The sequence below is a fragment of the Siphonobacter sp. genome (genome assembly GCF_048595215.1).
Lineage (GTDB): Bacteria > Bacteroidota > Bacteroidia > Cytophagales > Spirosomataceae > Siphonobacter.
Genome location: NZ_JBMDWJ010000147.1, coordinates 1 through 21,835, shown reverse-complemented (window position 1 = coordinate 21,835; position 21,835 = coordinate 1). Strand labels below are relative to the sequence as shown.

Below are 21,835 nucleotides of genomic sequence, written 5' to 3'. Positions count from 1 at the left end.
GAGTACTGGGAGAGAAAACCTGAATAGAGGATGGTAGCAAAGAGTCCGGCCAACTGGCCGGACTCTTTGTTTAGGCGTTCAATAAAAGATTATCAATCAGTCGAACCTTACCCAAATGCACCGCAATACACAGAGCTGCGGGTTGCTCCGGCTGATGATCTTTCAGAGGGAGTAGGGTTTCAATGTCCGCAATTTCAAAGTATTCCAGTCGGAAAGCGGGTTGGGCCGCGAAGGCTTCGCTTACCTGAGCTTTTACCCCGGCATGCGACGTACCTTGTTCCAGAGCCATTTTCGCCCGTTGAAGCTCCGCCTGGATAAAAGGAGCCAGGATCCGTTCGTCAGGAGTCAGGTTACGGTTCCGCGATGACATGGCCAGTCCATCCGTTTCGCGTACGGTAGGAGCGATCACCAGCTCGATCGGAAAGCTCAGATCCTGAATCAATCGCCGGACAATCAGGCATTGCTGCAAATCTTTCTGTCCGAAATACGCCCGCGTGGGTTGTACCAGGTGAAACAGTTTGGAAACCACGATACCCACGCCATTGAAATGACCCGGTCGGAAGGCTCCTTCCAGGACGCGTTCGAGGTTCCCAAAATCAAACGTCAGCACGGGCTGACTGGGGTACATTTCTGCCGCGGAGGGAGCAAATACCACATCACAACCAGCGGCTTCCAGCAGGGCACAATCCTGTTCGAGCGTACGCGGGTAACGGGCTAGGTCGTCGGCGTTATTAAATTGAATCGGATTGACGAAAATACTGCAAACCACCACCGCATTCTCCTGCCGGGCCCGGCGGATCAATTGCAAGTGTCCTTCGTGTAAGGCCCCCATCGTCGGAACAAAGCCAATAGATTCAGTGGAGCGGGTCAGGTAGGTTCGTAATTCAGCCTGGGTAAAAATCAGCTGCATGGGATAGTTCAGAAAGAAAAGCGTGTATGAAGTACTGGTAATCAGCGTTAGTAAAGCGGTAAACTACGTCGAACGGTTAAAAAGTTCAGGAAGCTAAAAACTTGCAAGTATAGTTTTTCTGAAATTAATTCATGGATTTTAGCCATTTTTTTTATATTTTTGCAAGCGAATTTGGAATATCCTTACCCATTTCGTAAACTCTTGAAGCCCCATGAGTAAACTCCGGATTTTGTACGTTGCCAGTGAGATCAATCCCTTTCTTCAAATCACAGACGTTGCCGAATACGTGCGAAAACTTCCCCAGGCGATGCAAGAGCGGGGCATGGAAATCCGGATACTGGTTCCCCGGTTTGGACTGATTAACGAACGCAAAAATCGCCTTCACGAAGTCGTCCGCCTTTCCGGAATCAATATTTCAGTCGGGGACGACGAAAAGCCGCTGGTTATTAAAGTGGCTTCCGTTCCCAGTGCCAAACTGCAGGTCTACTTTATTGACAACGAAGACTATTTCCACCGGAAATCAGTATTCTTCGATAAAGACGAGAAATTCTACGATGATAACGACGAACGGGCCATTTTCTTTTGCAAAGGCGTGATTGAAACCGTTCGGAAATTAGGCTGGTCTCCCGATATCGTTCACTGTAACGACTGGATGACGGCTTTGATTCCGCTGTATCTGAAAACGACCTACCGCAATGATCCTATGTTCAAGGACACGAAGTCGGTATTTTCAGTTTACAACAACCCCTTTAGTTACAAATTTACCGAAGAGCTGCTTGACAAGGTGAAAGCCATGGACATCGAAGATGACATGCTATCCAGCCTAAGCTCGCTCGATTACGACGGCTTTATTAAAATTGGTGCTCAGTACGCCGATGTCGTCGTAAAAGCGGAGGAAGATTACAGCGAAAGCGTCAATCAAATCCTGAATGACATTCCTGATAAGAAGGTGGAATTACCTGAAGAACAGGAAGAAATGTCCGATAAATTTTACTCCCTTTACACGGAGTTAATGAGTTAGGAAGAAGGGATGATCTCCTAAAACAGGCTAGCCGCCCGTCGTAAGACAGGCGGCTTTTTTTGTGTCTTTTTCGTAGGAAATGATAACCTTTTATGAAGTAAAGTGATACGTAAAGACAGGCTTTTTCTGTGCAATGAATTAGCAATTAGAAGAATGTGTTTACGCTCCTTTTGGGCAGTTGAAAGTATTGATAAAAGGTAGTGTTAAGCGACAAAACGGAAGCGTATATTTGCTAACCCCCTTTAAAAATTGTCCATTTTACCTTCATTGAAATGATTTTACCTTTACCTATTCGTATCCTTTCAGCTCACTTTATACGTCTACATTTTTTCACTATAAAAAGACGTATTCAAGGGTTTACTTTAGCCTGGTTTTTTCTCTTCATCAGTCTTTTCTCGCAAGCACAAACCGTACCGTTGAGCTGCGGAACACCTGCTCCTAAAAACAATACTGAATTTAGAGAGTGGATCAAACGTTCCAAAATGGCGGGTGGAAGGGTAGCTGCTACACCCGTTACAATACCCCTTGCCTTTACCATTCTCCGACCATCGGCTGAAGCGGGCCGGGCGGTGAATGCCGATGAAAAGCACTACATCGCTAAAAACCTATACTGGCTGGAAAAATTTTACCGGGGCAGTAATATCAGCTTTTACATTACTTCCATAAAAGTACTCGCAAACACGGCCTATTATGAAGGAGAAGTTGATCCAATCACGTACGTGAATCAACTGGAAAAAAATGCGGCTAACGTCATCATATCTTCTATGAGAAATGGTATTTATGTCGGTTATGCAGGATACGCTTATTATCCATCTTCCATCGGTCAAGGCTCAAACCTGATTGTTTTAAATGAAAATAGTTATAAATATCAGGATAACTTATTGCCCCACGAAATAGGCCATTACCTGAATCTTTATCACACTTTTGACGCCGTAGGTGGGAACGAGTTAGTGGATGGTTCCAACTGTGCAACGGCTGGAGATATGGTTTGTGATACACCCGCAGATATAACCGGTGTAGCCGGCATATCAATCAATAATTGCGTGTACACGGGTACTCCTGTGGATGCGAAAGGTATGTTATATAAGCCCGATACGAAAAACCTGATGAGTTACTGGCATTCGTATGGCTGTCAGACCGATCATTTTTCAGCGGGGCAGTTTGATCGGGCGTATAATGGGTATTGGTTTCGGGTGAATAATCCTGGGTATGGTGATGATCAATACAATCTTTCGGCTAGTCCCAAAGGCTCTGCTTATAATCTAAAACTTCGACGGGCTGATGCAAACAATTTGGCCCTCGTTTTCGAGACACAGCAAACGGAAGATAACCTAGGTTTTCTGGTTGAGTATGCCGATAGTGAAAATGGTCCCTGGCAGATTGATCCAAACGTTACCATATTTTCTGATGTGAATTATGCTTTAGATCCGAAGAAAACACACTACGTTCGAGTAAGACCCTTGTCCTCGCCTTATTACTCTAATGTAGCCAAATACACGCCGGGAAAGCCCCAGGAGTTGTACTTCGATTCTATTCCCAGCGATCAGGTTTTTCGGGATAATCTTTCGTTGCAATTCAGAGTACGGGCGAGCTCAGGCTTACCCGTAAGTTATCGATTACTTGCCGGCAATGCTACTATTAGTGAACAGGGCTTATTGCAAATAAAGGGGGCTGGCTGGATTGGTGTTGAAATCTCCCAGCAAGGCAATGCTGAATGGGAGCCGTACTGGACTAACTTTTCCATGCAGGTGTCAAAAGCAGTACAGCAAATCGACCTGAGTACGATTACCCCTAAAACCTTTGGCGATCCCCCTTTTGAAATTACAGCTACAGCAAGTTCCGGTCAGCCTGTAACGTATGCGGTAGCGGGACCTGCAACGCTTTCCGGGAATCGCGTGACGATCAACGGAGCCGGTCAAATTCTGATCAGTGCGTATCAGCAGGGAAATGCAAACTATATGTCCGCCGAAGCCCGGCAATACATTACGGTAGCCAAAGCCAATCAGAGCGTACAGTTTGACGCGATCAGTACAAAAACCTACGGCGATGCTCCTTTTACGCTGTCAGCTCGTGCCTCTACGGGCTTACCCGTAACGTTTGAAGGAAGCGGACCGGTACAGATTTCGGGCAATCAGGTTACTGTGACTGGAGCCGGGGAAGCGACGATTCTGGCCAAACAGACGGGCAACGAGAACTACAACGCCGCCCCGGAGGTCTTGCAAAAACTCAACATTGCCAGAGCCGAACAAACCGTTACGCTGGCGGCCATTCCGGATAAAACTATGGGCGATCCGGATTTTCCACTGGAGGTACGAACGTCCTCGGGCTTATCGGCGGTACTAACCGTTAGTGGCCCTGCTGAAGTGGTGGGTACAACAGTGAGGCTGAAGGGGGCGGGTCCGGTAACGATCACTGCCAGTCAGCCCGGCAATGAAAATTACTTGCCCACGGCCGTTTCAGTAAGCCAGCGATTTACCGTAGCCAAAGGCAATCAGACGATTCGTATGCAACCCATAGCCGATCGTACCTACGGCGATGGCGATATTACGGTCGGGGCCTCAGCCAGCTCGGGCTTGCCCGTAGCCATTACGGTGACGGGCCCCGCCACGATAGCCGACGGTTCACTGAAGATTACCGGAGCGGGGGCCATAACGGTTACCATCGCTCAAAGCGGCAATGATAGCTATGAGCCGGCTGCATCGGTTACCCAAACGTTTACTGTGCATAAACTCAAACAGCAGATTTCGTTTGATGAACTGGCGAATCGTACGTACGGGGATCCGGATTTCGATCTTTCCGCTCGGATCAACTCCGGCTTAGGGATGCAAATGAGCAGTACGGGACCCGTGGCTCTTACCGGCACGAAAGTCCGAATTACCGGTGCGGGCGTGGCTCGGATTACCCTAACCCAACCCGGTGACGGAAATCACGAAGCGGCCCCGGAGGTGAGTCGGGAGTTTACTATTGTGAAACGACAGCTGGTCCTGACGTTCCCGGAGCTGGCAACGCGGGACTATTCCAGTACGCCCTTTGCATTACAGGCCCAAAGTAACGCCACCTTACCGGTTCAGTACCAGGTGGAAGGTCCCGCCCAGCTACTGGAAGGCAATCGTTTACAGCTGACCGGGATTGGTGAAGTGAAAATAACGGCTCTACAGGCGGGGGACGCCAACCATGAAACGGCACAGCCCGTCGTACGGACGTTTACCGTACAGAAAGCCCGGCAGCTTATCTCATGGGAAACGGTCGCTTCGCTTGCGTTCGGCAAGGGAACCTACAGCCTGCCGACGCTCAGTAGTACGCAGTTGCCCGTTCAGTATCGGGTTGTTAGTGGCCCGGCTACGGTTGCTGGGGCAACGCTGAGTTTTACGGATTACGGAAAAGTAACCGTAGTAGCCAGTCAGCCGGGGGACGATAAACACCTGGCCGCTCCGGAGCTGAGCCAGACCTTCTGCGTCAATCCTGAAAAGCCCACCATTACGGCGGAAAACAGCCTCACATTGGTTTCGTCCAGCCCGTACCGGAATCTATGGCTGCTCGGCAACGATACGCTGAGCAGTGAAACGCAACAGAAAATTCGGGTTACCCGTCCGGGTGAGTACCGGGTGCTGGCGTACAATCCGGATGGCAGCTGTCAGTCAGTACAGACGTCTGATTCCTTCCAACTGGTTATTACTTCAGTAGAACCCCGTTCGACGACATCCGTAACCCTGGCACCCAACCCGGCTCGGGATGAGGTGTTGTTGCAGGTACACCTAAAACCTGCTTTGCGTACACCCACCTACGTGCTGTACAATTCGCTGGGGAAAGCCGTAACCGCCGAACAACCGTTAACGTATCTGAATGAGGCTTATCAGGGCCGCCTGACCGTTCGGTCCCTACCCGCGGGCCTGTACCTGGTTCGTATTACAACAGCGGACGAGCAGTTAATGTATAAACTCATCGTTAATCCGTAACCATACTACCCAACTTCAGCCCTGCCCGTTACCATTGGTATAAGGGGCAGGGCTTTCTTTTGCTTCACATTCGTCTTGAACAGACTGCACCAAGTCCCTTACGTACTGTGGCTACTAGTACTTGGCCATTCCATGGTGGCCATTCCATGAAATGCATGGAGACTAGAAGACCCGCCGGCTCAGCAGGACGAAAGGCTTCCTACTAACTATTACCTGAAACAAGCCAGAAAACGATAGTAAGATGATTAAATTACCCTTCATCCAAACCGATGTTTTCATATATCCATGAATTTCGTAGTTTCGCTCAACCTCTTATCAATCAACCTATTGTCATGTTCAAACATCCGTTTTCCTTCGAAGGGCGTATTCGCCGTACGGAGTATGGCCTAACTGTACTGATCCACTGGCTCATAACGATGGGGCTGAATGCCCTATTTGGAAAAATGTCTCTGTATAATTTAATGACCCTGAAGGGCGTAATGTGGCTGAGTATCGTCTTGCCTATTGCCTGGTTCTGGTTTGCTCAGGGGGCGAAACGATGCCACGACCGGGGAAACAGTGGCTGGTTTCAGCTTATTCCGTTCTATGGCCTGTGGATGCTCTTTGCGGAAGGCGATCCCGGACCCAACGCCTACGGTGAGGACCCGAAACGCGAACAGATTTTATCCTGATACCCCCGAATGAGGAGCCGCTGCTAACGCTAATTTTGTATCTTGCCTATTCACTTCATCGCACGATTTCCACTTGAGCACTTTATCAGGCATGATTAAAAAATTCTTTGGACTGTTTCTCGTTTCCCTAACTGCTTCAGCTCAGATTCCCCAATCGATTCTGACCGAAATCAATACCATTGATTCCAATCGCATCAAAGCCCACGTGGCCTACCTGGCCGATGATAAGTTGCTGGGCCGGAAGGCGGGTGAACCGGGGTACAAAATGGCCGCCGATTATATCGTAGAACAGTATAAGAAAATGGGGTTACAGCCCGCCGGCGAAAAAGGCGGTTACCTGCAGGAAGTATACCTGCGAAATTCCAAAATCAAACCCGAGACGACCTCCTTGACGCTGACTTTGCCTTCGGGCGAGCAAAAGTCCCTGACCTGGGGAGTAGACTTCGTTTTTACGCCTCATCCCGAAAAAACCACCGTTGATTTCAATGCTCCAATGGTATTCGTTGGAGCCGGTTTTGATACGCCACAGATCGATTTTGACGATTACCGGAATGTGAATGTGAAGGGTAAAATCGTGGTGGTACTACGGAAAATTCCCGAAAATGTAGCCGCTAACGTGAAACTGCACCTAGGGTATCCGGCTACGGCTCAGACCTTCGCGGCCAAGCACGGTGCGATCGGCGTGCTGGTTTGTAACTATACCAATAGTCCCATTCTGTTCCGATCTTCCGCTACCAATTATAGCTTGAACGGGATCAATGCTTCCGTATCCAAATCGGGTGAACGCGTGAGTTCGGCTGCGGCTCTGGGTGGAAAAATTCAGGTCGCTGGGGGCCTGTCGGTACAAGCCCTGCAACAACTGATGCAGGCCGAAGGTATTGCCCTGGATGCTCTCTGGTTGAAACTCGAGCGGGGTGAGTACGTAAGTCAGCCCCTGAAAAGCAAAATCAGTGGTCACTACGAAAGCACGTTCACGAACATGCTGAGTTACAACGTGATTGGAAAAATCGAAGGCTCCGATTCAAAACTGAAAAAAGAGTACGTCATTCATTCCGCTCACCTGGATCACTTAGGTACGGGTAAGCCCGTTAACGGGGACTCGATTTACAACGGAGCCCACGATAATGCTTCCGGCGTGGCCTGTGCTCTGGAAATTGCCCGTACTTACGCCAATTTGAAAGAAAAGCCCAAACGTTCCTTGCTGTTTCTGATGGTGACGGCCGAAGAAATGGGCTTACTAGGTTCGGGTTATTTCACTGCTTTCCCGACCGTTCCCAAACGACAGATCGTAGCGGATATCAATACCGACATGCCCACGCTGCTGGCTCCGTTGGAATCTATAGCCCCGCTGGGAGCTGAACACAGTAGTTTGCTGAAGGTAGTTGAAGAAGCCGCTAAAGCCGTGAACCTGCAAGTCGAACCCGATCCCGATCCGAGCGAAGGCCGCTTTGTTCGGAGCGACCAGTACAATTTCGTGAAAGCGGGCATTCCGGCTCTGCACGTCAAGTACGGGTACGCGAAAGCAAATCCGGCCCTGAATCTGGCTGAAAAAGTAAAAATCTGGCGGGATGCGAATTACCACAAGGTTTCCGATAACCTGAACGATTCCTTCGTATGGTCGGCGGGGCGGAAATACGCTCAGGTGAATTTCCTCATCAGCTACCTAATTGCCCAGAATCCGGCACGACCAAGCTGGAACAAAGGTGATTTCTTCGAAGTAACCCAGTAGTTATTTTGTTCTTGATCCGGACGCGGATGGTAGGGAAAGAAGCCCTGCCGTCCGCGTCTGTTGTATACGAAGTGCGTAGTTTTGAGCGTTCGGACTCATGAATAACCTTCCCTGTATGAAAATTTCTTTCCCGTTTTTACTAACGCTGGCCCTGGTTTTGCAGGCCTGCTCGAACGCCGCAGAACGTACATCTGTACCATTCCAGGCGGTTGATCCGCTGAAAATCACGCGACTGGACCTCTCCGAAATACCAAATTTCCGGATGCCCAAAGGATCGTTCTGGATGGCGATGTTACTTCCCGAACTGGAAAAAGAGCGAGACTTTGTTCGCAAAGGCAATACCTATTTCCCGATCCGGTCGGTAGTGGGTCTGGTGGATACGCAGCAAATCACCGTCGAACAAGCCAAAGCCTTTTTGCAAACCCTGCCACTAGGTACAGGCCTGTACGAAATGCTGGGCGACGACGACATGTGTAAGCAGTCGGGGCCTTTGCAGGGCTTGTGGACCAATCCGGTGACGGTAAGCCCCGAGCAGGTACGCGATTTCCTAACGGGCTGGTGGTGGTCGAGAGCCTATCGCTTTGGCTGGGGCAACGCCCGGGTGTTTTTCGATCTGGATCTGGAAGGTTTTCCGGCGACCTGGAAAAATAATCAGGTGCTGGCGGAGGGCGTAAAACTGGTACGGCAAGAGCATCCAAATGTGGAGTTTGCAATGTATGCGTCAGGAAAGGCCAATTTGTACCCCGAAGGCAAGGGCGGTCCCGACCAGCCGTATGAAGTGGTAGGGGGTGAAGCCCGGCATCAGCTCTACAAAAAAGCTGGTTTTACCTTCTTTGAAATGATGCCTTACGCTCACTACGAAGAGGCTCTAATTGGCCCCGGCAAAGCCTACACCAGCTTTGAAGATTACGCCGCCCGGAGTAGTTTACATATGCGGCAATGCCTGAAATGGCTCGACGAGCGAGCCGCCTTTACCGGAAAAAATTACAAGGGTTTTAGCTGGGTCATGACCCGTTACAAGGCGGTAATCTGGAAATGATTGCTCCGCACGTCTGCGAGTCGCTGCCCCTGTGGTTTCTGGTGAGCGGAGCCGGTAGATCGGGTGGGGGCATTTGCAGCTGGAATCCCGGCGAACCACTCAATGCCGCGGATTTCGCCTTCGAGGCGGGCAAGTGGCGAGCTTCGCAGTTTAATGAATTCTGGGAGAGCCCGAAAACACAGTATAACCTCAAAATCGAGTTTTCGCTCGATAACGGCCAAAGCTGGACGGACGATTCCCGTACCTGGAAAGAAAAAGCCTACGACCTAGGCCTCCGTCAATTTCAGTGGATGTACACCAATCCTAATCCCATAGGGGTTCGGGGAGCTTTATTGGGGAATAAACTGGTAGTCGTTGCCTCCGCTTGTCCAAATCTGGAAGCCGGACAAACGCAAAGCATCCTCTGTCGGTATGGGTCGAAGGTTTGGAAAATGGACCTGCCTTATCACCAAGTAGTAGCAGGTACGGTAGCTTTATGATGCTTTTAGGAAAAAGCCCTATTAATCTATTGACGTATAGATTATATAGTTCGGTTTTCTATGTATAATTAGCCCACTCGTCGGAACTTTCCGGGGGTGGGCTTTCTTGTATTAATAGATTACTTAAGTACTACTACCCTTCAAATCCCCATGGAAATACTCGAACCTATACTGATTTTAATGGCCATACTGGCGGGGCTGGCGGCTTTAGCTCCCAAAATGAAGCTGCCTTATCCGGTACTACTGGTGTTAGGCGGCTTATTCGTTGGGATCACACCCAGTTTGCCGAACGTCCGGCTGGACCCCGAAGTGGTATTCCTGATTTTTCTTCCCCCCTTGCTATACGAAGCCAGCTGGAAAATCTCCTGGCACGATTTAAAAACCTACCGTAAACCCATCAGTCGTCTGGCGATTGGTTTAGTTTTTCTAACGACCACCGTCGTAGCTGTCGTCGCTCACTACTGCATTCCGGGTTTCGATTGGCCGCTGGCCTTTGTGCTTGGGGCCATTGTATCGCCGCCCGATGCCGTTGCCGCTACCAGTGCGACCAAAGGATTGGGTATGCCTCGCCGTACGACCGTCATCCTGGAAGGCGAAAGCCTCGTGAATGATGCTTCGGCTCTGATTGCGTACCGCTACGCCGTCGCCGCCGTCGCCAGCGGCAGTTTCATTTTATGGCAGGCCAGTATTCAGTTTGTGATTCTAGCGATCGGGGGAATACTGGCCGGATTAGCTATTGGATACGCCTTTGTGTGGGCCTTGCGAAAAGTACAGGGCAACGCAACCGTAGAAGCGAGTTTGAATCTAATGATCCCTTTCGTTTCCTATCTCTTTGCCGAACACATCAAGGTGTCGGGGGTATTGTCGGTTGTGGCTACGGGGCTCTTTGTTTCCTGGCGTTCGTCGGAAGTGTTTTCGTACCAGGGCCGTATTTTAAGTAATAATTTCTGGGAGCTACTGGGATTTCTGCTCAACGGTTTTGTCTTCATTCTCATTGGCTTACAACTTCCCTGGTTACTGGAAGGCATCACCGAGTATTCGATGACGCATCTCATTCTCTACGGATTACTCGTGAGTGCGGCGGCTATTTTCATTCGGATGGCCTGGCTGTTTGTCATTTCCAAATTTTCCATGCGATTCGGCTTTGCCAACGAAGCTACGATTAAGAGTAAAGGCGAACTCTTTATTATCGGTTGGGCGGGCATGCGGGGCGTGGTATCGCTGGCCACGGCTTTAGCCCTGCCGCTGACCTTGCAAAATGGCAATGCCTTTCCCAATCGAGATGTGGTTCTTTTTCTAGCCTTCATCGTGATTCTGGTTACGCTGGTGTTACAGGGCTTAACGTTGCCGTTCTTCGTTCGCCATTTTAATGTGAAAGAAGATACTGAAAAAGAAGCGGCTCTCGAACGGAAATTACGTCTGCACATGGCTCGTCAGGCCATGACGTTTATTGATAAGGAACTGCCGATTTTAGGAGGAAACGAATACATTCACAACGGGTTGAGAAACCGTTTTGAACAGCAAATTCGTTACCTGAATGGATCTCTTCCCACGGATGGGATACAGCCATCCCTGAAGACCCGTAATGAGCAATTCAAACAGTATATTTTTAGTGAACTGGAGGTAATTAATTTTCAGCGACAGGAGATTATCAAATTACTCAAGCACAATAATTACCCGGAAGAAATGATTCGAAAAGTAGAGGGTGAACTGGATGTCTGGAACGTGGCCGTACAAAGCCGGTTGAAAATTATTAAATAGTAAATCCTTTCCATTCGTTGCGAGTAGTCAGGAGCCTGTACGTAAGGTCCGGCTACTCGCAATGTTTTTATAGTTGGACTTCAATAGTGGGGTTTCGTTTCAATAGCTCCGCCACGAAACCCGCCTTATCTCTGGGCGAAAGAAGAATACTGTCAAAGCGATTATAAATCAGCTCAATCCGGTCCAGCGACAGGGCAGGAGACTGGAGGATATTTCTGGACTCGGATACTTTTCGAATGGATTTAATTTCTATGCATTCATGAAAGAAAAAGCCAGAGGTAATCCTGAGGGTATCAGTATCCATCTGGTAAATAGTCGTAGCAAACACATGAATGATGAGGAGCGAGCACAACAGGATAATTCCCAGTCCAACCCAGATTCCTTGGTAAGCCATAAAGCCTCCTATTCCAAGACAGAGAATTGAAATTGGAATTACTAATTCAAGACCTACTTTAGACCTATACGTTACCATATCTTTAGCCATAAAGAAAGTAAGAATCGCCTGAAAATCGGATCTTAAAGAAGCAGAGAATCGACTTTTCTCTACGTATAAAATGAGCGGATTTACGGAACGATTACGGGTTTACGTTTGGTGAGGTAACTTCAGTCAATGATTTTTTATTTTTCCACAGTTTGATATTTTTCCATTTCAAGGCGGGAGCTTCAATTAAATGCCATGAAGCATAAGCGAATAAGGCTGAGATCGTAAGACCACCGATAATCAACCCCACATGATCAAGTTTAAAATAATAGACAAGAGTTTGTTGTACTGGGAAGCCGTAGATATACATGCCATAGGAAAGATCGCCAATATATTTTGAGATACTGCTAATCCCCACTACCGGGCATAAACAGCCACATAGAATGCTCAGAGGGAGCATGGTAACGCTTACGGTCAGAAACTCAGAGCGTCCCGTAGCAAAGATGAAAAGTGCTAAAGATACAACAAAAATAATAGCTAAATAACGCACGGGAAGTTGCTGAATACGAAGCACCGCTAAAAGCGAACCCGCTGCAAAATAGACACCCAACTCTATTAAATACCAGTCTAAAATAACGAAGTTCCACTGCTGAATTTCGGCGAAATTGAAAACAGCCAGTTTCGCAAGCGTCAGATAAATGAGCGACACGATTATCAGAACAATACTACGTTTTCCTTTAATAAAGAAAAAAACAGATACAGCTACGTACATCGTGAACTCAAAGGCGATCGTCCACAAGGATCCATTGATCGCGTATTTATGGGGATTTTGCTCGAATATACCCGTAATAGCGAACTGGAGATGATACAGCCCCAGGTTCTTGGGGATATAACTTTTAACGGATTCGTTGCTCCAGTAAGGTATTTCGCTATGGTACACAAAGGGGCCCAGGAGAACCGTTAACGTAAGCACAACAATCAAAGCCGGATAAAGCCTTAAAACTCGTTTCCAATAGTAATCAACCAGATTTTTGGATCTTTCCAGGCTTTGAAAAATAAGGTATCCACTGATTACAAAAAAACCACGGACGGCAATCCAGGAGAAGGTGTATTGTCCATGACTAGCCTGGCAAAGCCAGTCGCATTCCTGAGAACCGGCTAGTGGGTAAGCGTGTGTAACAATAACGCAGGCCGCAAAAAGGAGTCTAACAAAGTCAAAGTTGTTTCTGCGGTGCGTTTCCGTAAGTGATCTTTCGTTCATGCTATAAAAAAAACGAAATTACATTAAAATGATCAATTGTTGATAGCTCAGACTTAAGCGGCAGGGTTTTAATGATAGTATTCATAGTTACATCGAATAAGATAGATTCGCTGCTTACTAAACCTTGTCCCAATAACTGCTGGATATACCACTAGAGACACCACTTTTTTCGTAAAAATTAAAGGATTATAGTCTCCGACACCATGAGGCTCATGTAAACAGTAAAAGCCCCCAGTACGACCGGAGGCTTTTGACGATGAACTCTATGTATTAAAAAAAATGAATCTTATTTTTTGGGACTGGTCGTCGGTTTACCACCGCCAGCGGGTGCTCCGCCGGAAGGCGTACCGCCCGAGGATTGTCCACTAGTACCGTTCTGCATGCCTGCTCCAGTATCGTTTCCGCCCCCATCTTTCACGTCATCGTTTTGAATGGATTTCGTCCGGCGGCGGGGAGCCTGCATACTCATCTTGCCAATCTTGTAACTAAAGGTCAGCCGTACGCCCCGGTTATACATGTACATGTTGTTCACCTGTGTAAACTGTGGTGACGTCAGCTCCGTTTTCATCCGAATGTTGGAAGCCAGGAAGTTTTCAGCCGCAATACCGATGCTGCCTTTTTTGTTGGCGAAATCTTTCCGGATACCTAAGTTATAGAAGCCAAAACCGGCCATCCGACCCTGTAATTGTACCTGCGGCCCCCGCATCATACCGAAGCCCTGAATACCCCAGCCCTTACCCAACGTCGCCTGTAAACGGCTACCAAAATCGACGTTGAAGCCCGAATTTTCAATGTTAATCGACAAACCGTCCAGTCCCGTAGTCGTACCCTGCAGTTTAGTATAGTAACTGTTGGTGAAGAAATCGAGGCTGAACTTAGACGAGAGGTCATACTTGAAAAACAGGTTAACCCCTAAGGCATGTTCCGAGCCAATGTTTTCGAACGTCGTCAGAATGGCTCCGGCCAGCGTATCGAGGGGCGTCCGAACCTGCGTAATCGAGTTATTGGTAAACCGACCAAACACCGCCGCATTGAAGAAGGCTTTGTTGAAAGTATTACTGTAGCCCAGCTCCACGTTGTCCGTTAACTCCGGGCGTAACAGAGGATTTCCCATCGTCACGTTCTGCGGGTTGGCGGCGTTGAAGTTAGGGTTGAGCTGCTGAATCCCCGGACGTTGAATCCGGCGGTTGTAAGCCAGTTTCACCATGCCCGTTTTTAAAGCTTTGGAGATGTTGACACTCGGAACGAAATTACTGTAATTCGGAATGGCGATGGACGCATCGGTGTTCGAGCGGGCGTCGATGGCCGTGTATTCGTACCGTGTGCCGACTTTGAAGGTGTACTTGTTTTTGGTCGTATACGTGTAGGAGGCGTAACCCGCGGCAATGTTCTGGTTGTAATCCAGGAAGCCTTTGGGGTTATTTTCCTGCGGGAAATAGTCACCCGTAGGTCCGGCCAGCAGGTACTCGTAATCACTATTAACCTTTCGCATGATGCCTTTTAATCCAAATTCCAGCATCTGGTTTTTCTGAATGGGCGTCTGGTAATCCGTTTGCAGGGTAAACTCTTGATTGACGTTATCATTCAGGTTTCGTTGACGACCCGTCAGGGCTTCTCCCGAGAGCAGATCAGCATCGAAGTTGTTCACCATGTCGTTACGACTGTACAACGCCGATACGCTCCATTCCTGCTGAGGCTTGAAAATGTGCAGGTAGTCAATGTTGGCATCAATGGTACCCGAATTGTTTTTCGTCGTAACGTTCCGGTTCTGCGTACCCGTCATGGTTCCGTTGGTAAACAGTTCCGTCAGGTAATCCTGATCGACATTCCGGTTCCGCAGGCCGTAGCGAATACCCGCCGTAATGCTCTCGTTTTTAGAAATATCGTAATCCCAACCCAGGTTATAGCGGCCCATCAAACCGCGGCTCATCCCATCGCCCGTCTGACGCGACAGGAGAGTATTGCCACCCACCTGACTGGTTTGGTCGAGCGTAGAGAGCGTTTTGACGTTGTACTCCGCCCGGCCAAAGCCGCCCAGCGTGAAGCCCATTTTGCCTTGGCGATAATTACCGTTTAGTCCCAGGTTCGCTCCCCGGTTACCCACGCCCGTATCCAGGTTCAAGTTGAAACCCTGCAGGTTGTTTTTCTTCGTGATGATGTTGATGATCCCACCGGAACCTTCCGCATCGTATTTAGCCGAAGGTGAAGTGATGACTTCCACCGTAGCAATCTGGTCGGCGGGAATTTGCTTAAGGGCATCCGCTACGCTACTGGCGACAATCGTGGAAGGTTTGTTGTTGATCAGTACGCGAATGTTACTGCTACCCCGCATCGAAACGTTTCCGTCGAGATCGACCGAAAGCATGGGTACTTTGCGTAAAATATCGGAAGCGTCACCCCCTTTTGAGGAAATGTCTTTTTCGGCGTTATAGACTAGGCGGTCTACCTTTTCTTCAATCAAAGCTTTTTGACCCGTTACGGTAACCTCCTGAAGCGTTTTGGAATCGCCTGTAAGTTTGATGACCCCCAGTGTCACATCCTGAATAACGTTCAGCGGCTCAATCGATTTAGTTTCGTACCCCACAAATGAAATTTGTAGGCGGTAGTTGCCGGGGCTTACGTTACTGATCGTAAACTGGCCCTTGCCATCGGCCACCGTGCCCGTTACCAGTTGATTGGTCGATCGGTTGAATAAGGCAACGCTGGCAAATTCTACGGGTTTGCCGCCGGTAGAATCAACCAGGAATCCCGTCACTACGGGATTTTTAGGAGCAGCGGGCTGCGTGGAGTCGGCAGCGACTGGCTGTACAGAAAGGGAGTCGGTGGGTACCTGTGCGTAACCGTGACTCAAACCGAATAGGGCTCCAAAGGATAGGGTAAATACGTATCGTTTCATTGCTTTTGGTCCAGAAAAGGAACGATACAAAAGTGATACCAATCCCTGGGGCCACGAAATGAATCTTACCGAGTGCCGCCTTCGAACGGACGAATGCCCATTTCCGCCGGAAGAAAGCGGGGACGAGGGGATGCACAGATTTTAGACAGAATTGATGCGTTATTTAGGGATCAGAACTTTGGAAATGACCTATGAAGATTCTACTGGTAGAAGACGAAACGTTGTTATCCGACAGTATTCGCTCGGCGTTGGTGCAGGAAGGTTTTTCCTGCGAAACGGCATTGTCTTTTCAGGAAGCCCGCGAAAAACTGGCGGATAAAATCTATGATATTGTTGTACTGGACATCAATTTGCCCGGTGGACTGGGTTTCGATCTTTTCGGCGACATCCAGAGTATGGACTCGCATCCGGGCGTACTGATCATCTCGGTACGGAATAGTCTGGACGACAAACTACGCGGCCTCAACCTCGGGGCCGATGATTACCTAGTGAAGCCCTTTCACCTTGATGAACTGCTGGCTCGCATTCGCAGTATCATTCGTCGCCGCTACCCGCAAGACTCCGAGGAACTGGTGTATCATAACCTCTCGTACGATCTGGCTACGAATCAGGTACGCGTAAACGGACAGGAGTTAAAGCTGACGCACAGCCAGTTACGGATTCTGTACTATTTGCTGGTGAACAAAAACCGGACGGTTTCCAAAGAGTCGCTGTCCGATTACGTATTGAAAGACGACATTGATATGGTCGATTCCTTTGATTTCATCTACACCCATATCAAAAACCTCCGGCAGAAACTAAAGAAAGAAGGTTGTGAAGTCAGCATCGTAACGATGTACGGGATGGGCTATACCTTAAAAAAATCCGATGGCAATTAATCAGTACAGTAAACGCTTCATTACGAAGATTAAGAAGGTCTACGTTGTAGCCCTGCCCATTCTGCTCGTCCTGACGATTCTATTCAACAACCTGGTCATTGATTTTTACTATAAAGTCATTTATCGAAACCGGTTCAAGGCTCAGGCCGAGGAGGTGGTTTCGTACGTGGAGCTGACGGGTTCGTTTCCTAAAACGGAGGGTATTACCTACCGACTGCTACCGGCGGATACCAAACCTTATTCCTACTTCGAATACCATTTCTTCGACGTTGTGACTGTGGACAGCGATTTCTGGTCGATCCTTTTTTTCAATCAACACCTGAACAACAAGCGGATCAAGGAATTCACGACGACGGCAAAAATCAAAAATCGCTGGTACGAACTGAAGATTACCAAAATCGAACTGAACGAACCGGGCGGACCTGAAAATGAGGCGGTTTTGTTTGCAGTGGGCTTCTCGCTGATCTTATTCTTCCTGCTGAACTGGGGCTTTTTCCAGTTTAATCTCAACCGGGTTTCGTACAATCTCTGGCGGCCTTTTTATCAGAATCTCCGACGGATCAACTCGTATCACATTCGCAACAAAGAGCCGCTGCAACTGAAAGATACGCACATCCGGGAGTTTGAATTGTTCAATCAGGCCATTCTGGATTTCACGACCAAAACCCAGAGTGCTTACAACCAACTGCGGGAGTTTACCGAAAATACGGCTCACGAGCTGCAAACACCCCTAAGTATTCTGCTGGCTAAAGTCGAACTGATTCTCAAGCGAACGAGTCTGGAGTCGGAAAACCGGAAGGAACTGCTGGATATTAAGAAGACGATTGTCCGGCTGTCGGGTATCCATAAAGGACTCAATCTATTATCCCGGATTCGCAGCATTCAGTACGCTGGTAACATTGAAAAAAAGGAAATCAACTTCAATGAACTAGTTCGGGAAAGTCTGGAAACCTACGAAGAACTCATCGAGTACCGCAACCTCACCGTGACCTTGCAGGCGGACACGCCCGTACTGCTCAGCACCAACGAAGAACTGGTACGGATTTTAGTGGATAATCTGCTGCGAAATGCGGTGCAACACAATGTAAATCAAGGAGAAATTACCATCAGTCTGACGAGCCGTGGCTTTGAAATGAGTAATACCGGATCAGTTGTGGAGGGGAGGACCGAGGATTTATTTGCCCGGTATCATACCAAATCTACGGATAATGGTCGACTGGGATTAGGACTTGCCATTGTAGAAGCGATTTGTGAGACGCTCGACTTTCATTGTGCATACGCCTATCAGCACTCGCAACACGTGATTCGGATTCACTGGCAAAAATAAAAATTACAATTTTTTAATAATCGACAAATTGGTCAATAAGGTTGACAAATTGGGCAATCCGTCAGATTTTCGACAGATTTTGGGGCTTCTTTTGGGTATCGGAATCGGACAATCGATGGTTGTGAGAAAGGAGAGGAAACAAATTTTTCAAATGGTTGGTTGTCATTCCTGGTATAATACAAGTTTTAATAGCTGAGTAATGCATTTCATCCCATCTCAATCGTCGTCTTTCCGAACCAGGCTTGCTGGAAAAATGGGTCTCTGCCTATTGGTACTGGCCGTGGCCTGCGGAAAAAAAGATGAACAGAAGCAGGGGGCACAACAAGCCCCGGCAGCTCCTAAAGAATATCCCGTTATTACGGTAGCCGCTCAACCCACGGATGTGTATACCGATTATCCGGCAACCATGCAGGGTCAGCAAAACGTAGAAATCCGACCGAAAATTGACGGCTATATTGATCACATTTATGTAGACGAAGGGGCCCTGGTTCGTAAAGGACAGGTGCTCTTCCGGATCAGTGCTCCCCAGTACGAACAGGAAGTACGCACGGCTCAGGCTAGCATCAAAATTGCTCAGGCTGACGTGAATGCGGCTCAGATGCAGGTGAACAAAGTGAAACCACTCGTGGAGAAAGACATTATTAGTCACTACGAACTGGAATCGGCGGAATACACCCTGCAATCCCGGCAGGCAGCTCTGGCTCAGGCCAAGGCTACGCTGGCGAATGCCAATACGAACCTGAGTTACACGAAAGTGGTGAGTCCGGTGGATGGCGTGATTGGTCTGCTGCCCCTCAAGTTGGGTAGTTTAGTAAGTCCCACCACAACGACACCGCTGACAACCGTAGCCAATACGGGCAATGTGTACGCCTACTTTTCCCTCAATGAGAAACAACTGCTGGACTTCTTCCGGGACGTAAAAGGAAATACGCTCCAGCAACGGTTGGCCACTTTACCGGCGGTATCGCTAGTACTGGCCGATGGAACGGTATACTCGCACAAAGGCCGCGTCGAAACGGCCAGCGGTCTGATCAGTACCGAAACGGGTTCGGCTAATTTCCGGGCGACGTTCCCTAACCCCGAAGGTTTCCTGCGGAGTGGGAGTACGGGTCAGGTGCGGGTTTCTTCCCACATTGATAACGCTCTGTTGATTCCCCAGAAAGCTACGTACGAATTGCAAGGCAAACGTCTGGTATACCAGGTGGTTGAGGGTAATAAAGTGAAGAGTGTGGAAATTCAGGTACGACCCACGACGGACGGACAATCGTTCATTGTGCAGCAGGGTCTGAAAGCGGGTGATCGGGTCGTAACGGATGGCATTACCGCCCTTCGGGATGATGTGGAAATTAAGCCAGCAGCTCCGCAGGCGGATTCTACGGCTACTGCTGCCGATACGACGCGAAAGTAAGAGCGGTTTAGAGCAGACGGCTTAGCGGCAGACGCCGGAGCCTTCCACGCACAACCTCATTTAATATGTTTAGAAAATTCATTGAACGGCCGGTATTATCCACCGTTATCTCCATCATTATTGTCATGCTGGGCGTGTTGGGGCTAGTCACCCTGCCCGTTTCCCAGTACCCCGAGATTGCTCCGCCGACCGTACAGGTGCAGGCGACGTATACGGGGGCCAACGCCAGCGTAGTACTGTCCAGTGTGATTGTACCGCTGGAAGAACAGATCAACGGGGTAGAAGACATGATGTACATGACTTCTACGGCGGCCAACGACGGTACCGCCACCATTACCATTTACTTCAAACTGGGGACGAACCCTGATTTGGCGGCAGTGAACGTGCAGAACCGGGTATCCCGGGCGACGAGTTTGCTACCGCAGGAAGTAACGAGGTCAGGAGTAATCACCAGCAAGCGGCAAAGTAGTAACGTACTGATCTTTACCTTATACAGTAAAAACAAGGCCTACGATGCTACGTTTTTACAAAACTACGCCAACATCAACATCGTACCCCAACTCAAACGGGTAACGGGGGTAGGGGATGCGAGTGCCTTTGGTTTGCGGGATTACGCCATGCGGATCTGGTTGAAACCCGACGTGATGGCTACGTACGGCCTTATTCCCGATGACGTATCGGCAGCTCTGGCGGAACAAAACGTGGAAGCCGCTCCGGGTCAGTTTGGAGAAAGCAGCGACCAGTCGTTTCAGTACGTCATCAAATATCCGGGTCGTCTGAAAGATCCCGGTCAGTTTGAAAACATGATTATCCGTTCGACGCCAGGCGGTCAGGTATTACGTTTGAAGGATATTGCCCGGGTGGAATTAGGTGCTCAGAGCTACGCCAGTATTTCGACGTCACAGGGCTATCCTTCGGTGGCACTGGCGGTTAACCAGACGGCGGGTTCGAATGCTCAGGAAGTCATCGAAAACTCATTGAAAGTAATCAAGGAAGCGGAAAAATCATTCCCTTCCGGGGTTCACTACGCCGAGCTGCTCAACGCCAACAACTTCCTGGATGCGTCTATTGAAAAGGTAATTCATACGCTGATCGAGGCCTTCATCCTCGTGTTTATCGTGGTATTTATCTTCTTGCAGGATTTCCGTTCGACGCTCATTCCGGCCATTGCCGTACCCGTCGCGATTGTCGGTACATTCTTCTTCCTGAACCTGTTTGGGTTCACGATTAACCTGCTGACACTCTTCGCTCTGGTACTGGCCATTGGTATCGTAGTGGATGATGCCATCGTCGTAGTGGAGGCCGTGCACGCCAAGCTCGACGAAGGGTACCAGTCCGCCCGCAAGGCTTCCATCGATGCCATGGGCGAAATCAGCGGAGCTATCATCTCCATTACGCTGGTGATGGCCGCCGTATTCGTACCCGTAAGTTTTATCGGTGGCTCAACGGGGGTATTCTACAAACAGTTCGGGTTAACGCTGGCGATTTCGATTATTCTTTCGGCCATCAACGCCCTGACGCTGAGTCCGGCTCTGTGTGCCCTGCTGCTGAAGCCGCACAATAAGGAGCACCACAAGAAAGGATTCATGCAGCGTTTTTACACGGCATTTAATACGGGTTTCGATGCCGTTACGGAGAAATACAAGCGTTCAGTAACCTTCCTATCGGCGAAGAAATGGATCGCACTGGGTAGTATTGCCGTATTTGCGGGAATCTTCGTCTGGCTAATTCGATCGACACCTTCGGGTTTCGTTCCTAATGAAGATCAGGGAACCATCTTTGCTAACATTACACTACCTCCGGCTTCGTCGGTAGAACGTACCACGGCCATCGGGGATGAAGTAGACCGCATTGCCCGCGAAATGCCCGCCGTACGATTCACAACGCGTCTGGCCGGGCGGAGTATCATTAGTGGGAACGGTAGTTCGTACGGGATGGTAATCATCGGGTTGAAGGATTGGAAAGACCGTCCGGACAAAGATAACAATGCCGTAATCCGGGATCTGTTTGCCAAAACCGCTCACATTCGCGGGGCTGAAATCGTCTTCTTCTCGCCACCTACCATTCAGGGTTTTGGT

Annotated in this window: 15 protein-coding genes; 11 read left to right on the top strand and 4 right to left on the bottom strand. The window is 49.0% G+C overall.

The annotated features are described in order from the left end of the window. Nucleotides 1-70: 70 nt before the first annotated feature. Nucleotides 71-910, bottom strand: a complete 840-nt coding sequence (panC, locus tag ACOJTG_RS08460; protein WP_420153413.1) for a pantoate--beta-alanine ligase — start codon at nt 908-910, stop codon at nt 71-73. A 211-nt stretch (nt 911-1,121) separates the two neighbouring features. Between panC and ACOJTG_RS08455 the strand changes: the two genes are divergently transcribed. The 7 genes from ACOJTG_RS08455 to ACOJTG_RS08425 all read left to right on the top strand — a co-directional run bounded on the left by ACOJTG_RS08455 (nt 1,122) and on the right by ACOJTG_RS08425 (nt 11,566). After that, nucleotides 1,122-1,931, top strand: a complete 810-nt coding sequence (locus ACOJTG_RS08455) for a glycogen/starch synthase (RefSeq protein ID WP_094809146.1) — start codon at nt 1,122-1,124, stop codon at nt 1,929-1,931. A gap of 482 nt (nt 1,932-2,413) precedes the next feature. After that, nucleotides 2,414-5,887: a T9SS type A sorting domain-containing protein gene (locus ACOJTG_RS08450; RefSeq protein ID WP_420153412.1), complete on the top strand. Its 3,474-nt coding sequence runs from the start codon at nt 2,414-2,416 to the stop codon at nt 5,885-5,887. Nucleotides 5,888-6,156: 269 nt separating this feature from the next. Then, the gene (locus tag ACOJTG_RS08445; protein ID WP_420153411.1) at nt 6,157-6,558 is read left to right on the top strand and encodes a DUF805 domain-containing protein; all 402 of its coding nucleotides are present in this window, start codon (nt 6,157-6,159) and stop codon (nt 6,556-6,558) included. Nucleotides 6,559-6,649: 91 nt separating this feature from the next. After that, nucleotides 6,650-8,287 carry a M20/M25/M40 family metallo-hydrolase gene (locus ACOJTG_RS08440; protein WP_420153410.1) on the top strand — a complete coding sequence of 546 codons (1,638 nt, stop codon included), beginning with the start codon at nt 6,650-6,652 and terminating at the stop codon, nt 8,285-8,287. 115 nt (nt 8,288-8,402) lie between these two features. Continuing rightward, the gene (locus tag ACOJTG_RS08435) at nt 8,403-9,326 is read left to right on the top strand and encodes a hypothetical protein (protein ID WP_420153409.1); all 924 of its coding nucleotides are present in this window, start codon (nt 8,403-8,405) and stop codon (nt 9,324-9,326) included. Then, nucleotides 9,323-9,805, top strand: coding sequence for a hypothetical protein (locus ACOJTG_RS08430; protein ID WP_420153408.1), 483 nt, complete (start codon nt 9,323-9,325; stop codon nt 9,803-9,805). The genes ACOJTG_RS08435 and ACOJTG_RS08430 overlap by 4 nt, the downstream gene beginning before the upstream one ends. A gap of 150 nt (nt 9,806-9,955) precedes the next feature. Further along, nucleotides 9,956-11,566, top strand: a complete 1,611-nt coding sequence (locus tag ACOJTG_RS08425; protein ID WP_420153407.1) for a Na+/H+ antiporter — start codon at nt 9,956-9,958, stop codon at nt 11,564-11,566. Nucleotides 11,567-11,633: 67 nt separating this feature from the next. Here ACOJTG_RS08425 and ACOJTG_RS08420 read toward each other — a convergent pair whose 3' ends face one another. From ACOJTG_RS08420 to ACOJTG_RS08410, 3 genes are all read right to left on the bottom strand, one after another. Then, entirely contained in the window at nt 11,634-11,960 is a 327-nt protein-coding gene (locus tag ACOJTG_RS08420; protein ID WP_420153406.1) for a PH domain-containing protein, read from the bottom strand. A 181-nt stretch (nt 11,961-12,141) separates the two neighbouring features. Then, nucleotides 12,142-13,248 (bottom strand): acyltransferase family protein, encoded by a 1,107-nt coding sequence (locus tag ACOJTG_RS08415; protein ID WP_420153405.1) that lies wholly within the window; start codon nt 13,246-13,248, stop codon nt 12,142-12,144. A 286-nt stretch (nt 13,249-13,534) separates the two neighbouring features. Then, on the bottom strand, nt 13,535-16,144 hold the full coding sequence (locus tag ACOJTG_RS08410) for a TonB-dependent receptor domain-containing protein (protein ID WP_420153404.1): 2,610 nt from the start codon (nt 16,142-16,144) through the stop codon (nt 13,535-13,537). 191 nt (nt 16,145-16,335) lie between these two features. Here ACOJTG_RS08410 and ACOJTG_RS08405 point away from each other — a divergent pair, with 191 nt between their 5' ends. From ACOJTG_RS08405 to ACOJTG_RS08390, 4 genes are all read left to right on the top strand, one after another. Continuing rightward, on the top strand, nt 16,336-17,022 hold the full coding sequence (locus ACOJTG_RS08405) for a response regulator transcription factor (RefSeq protein ID WP_094809153.1): 687 nt from the start codon (nt 16,336-16,338) through the stop codon (nt 17,020-17,022). Continuing rightward, entirely contained in the window at nt 17,012-18,349 is a 1,338-nt protein-coding gene (locus tag ACOJTG_RS08400; protein ID WP_420153403.1) for a sensor histidine kinase, read from the top strand. Before ACOJTG_RS08405 ends, ACOJTG_RS08400 begins: the two co-directional genes overlap by 11 nt. A gap of 253 nt (nt 18,350-18,602) precedes the next feature. After that, nucleotides 18,603-19,757 carry an efflux RND transporter periplasmic adaptor subunit gene (locus ACOJTG_RS08395; protein WP_420153402.1) on the top strand — a complete coding sequence of 385 codons (1,155 nt, stop codon included), beginning with the start codon at nt 18,603-18,605 and terminating at the stop codon, nt 19,755-19,757. 65 nt (nt 19,758-19,822) lie between these two features. Next, nucleotides 19,823-21,835: efflux RND transporter permease subunit (locus tag ACOJTG_RS08390; protein WP_420153401.1), on the top strand; the 2,013-nt coding region annotated here is incomplete at its 3' end.

What these genes read in the sequence shown, in the direction of transcription:
- panC (WP_420153413.1), bottom strand. Translation starts at nt 910, where the DNA reads ATGCAGCTGATTTTTACCCAGGCTGAATTACGAACCTACCTGACCCGC.
- ACOJTG_RS08455 (WP_094809146.1), top strand. Translation starts at nt 1,122, where the DNA reads ATGAGTAAACTCCGGATTTTGTACGTTGCCAGTGAGATCAATCCCTTT.
- ACOJTG_RS08450 (WP_420153412.1), top strand. Translation starts at nt 2,414, where the DNA reads ATGGCGGGTGGAAGGGTAGCTGCTACACCCGTTACAATACCCCTTGCC.
- ACOJTG_RS08445 (WP_420153411.1), top strand. Translation starts at nt 6,157, where the DNA reads ATGTTTTCATATATCCATGAATTTCGTAGTTTCGCTCAACCTCTTATC.
- ACOJTG_RS08440 (WP_420153410.1), top strand. Translation starts at nt 6,650, where the DNA reads ATGATTAAAAAATTCTTTGGACTGTTTCTCGTTTCCCTAACTGCTTCA.
- ACOJTG_RS08435 (WP_420153409.1), top strand. Translation starts at nt 8,403, where the DNA reads ATGAAAATTTCTTTCCCGTTTTTACTAACGCTGGCCCTGGTTTTGCAG.
- ACOJTG_RS08430 (WP_420153408.1), top strand. Translation starts at nt 9,323, where the DNA reads ATGATTGCTCCGCACGTCTGCGAGTCGCTGCCCCTGTGGTTTCTGGTG.
- ACOJTG_RS08425 (WP_420153407.1), top strand. Translation starts at nt 9,956, where the DNA reads ATGGAAATACTCGAACCTATACTGATTTTAATGGCCATACTGGCGGGG.
- ACOJTG_RS08420 (WP_420153406.1), bottom strand. Translation starts at nt 11,960, where the DNA reads ATGGCTTACCAAGGAATCTGGGTTGGACTGGGAATTATCCTGTTGTGC.
- ACOJTG_RS08415 (WP_420153405.1), bottom strand. Translation starts at nt 13,248, where the DNA reads ATGAACGAAAGATCACTTACGGAAACGCACCGCAGAAACAACTTTGAC.
- ACOJTG_RS08410 (WP_420153404.1), bottom strand. Translation starts at nt 16,144, where the DNA reads ATGAAACGATACGTATTTACCCTATCCTTTGGAGCCCTATTCGGTTTG.
- ACOJTG_RS08405 (WP_094809153.1), top strand. Translation starts at nt 16,336, where the DNA reads ATGAAGATTCTACTGGTAGAAGACGAAACGTTGTTATCCGACAGTATT.
- ACOJTG_RS08400 (WP_420153403.1), top strand. Translation starts at nt 17,012, where the DNA reads ATGGCAATTAATCAGTACAGTAAACGCTTCATTACGAAGATTAAGAAG.
- ACOJTG_RS08395 (WP_420153402.1), top strand. Translation starts at nt 18,603, where the DNA reads ATGGGTCTCTGCCTATTGGTACTGGCCGTGGCCTGCGGAAAAAAAGAT.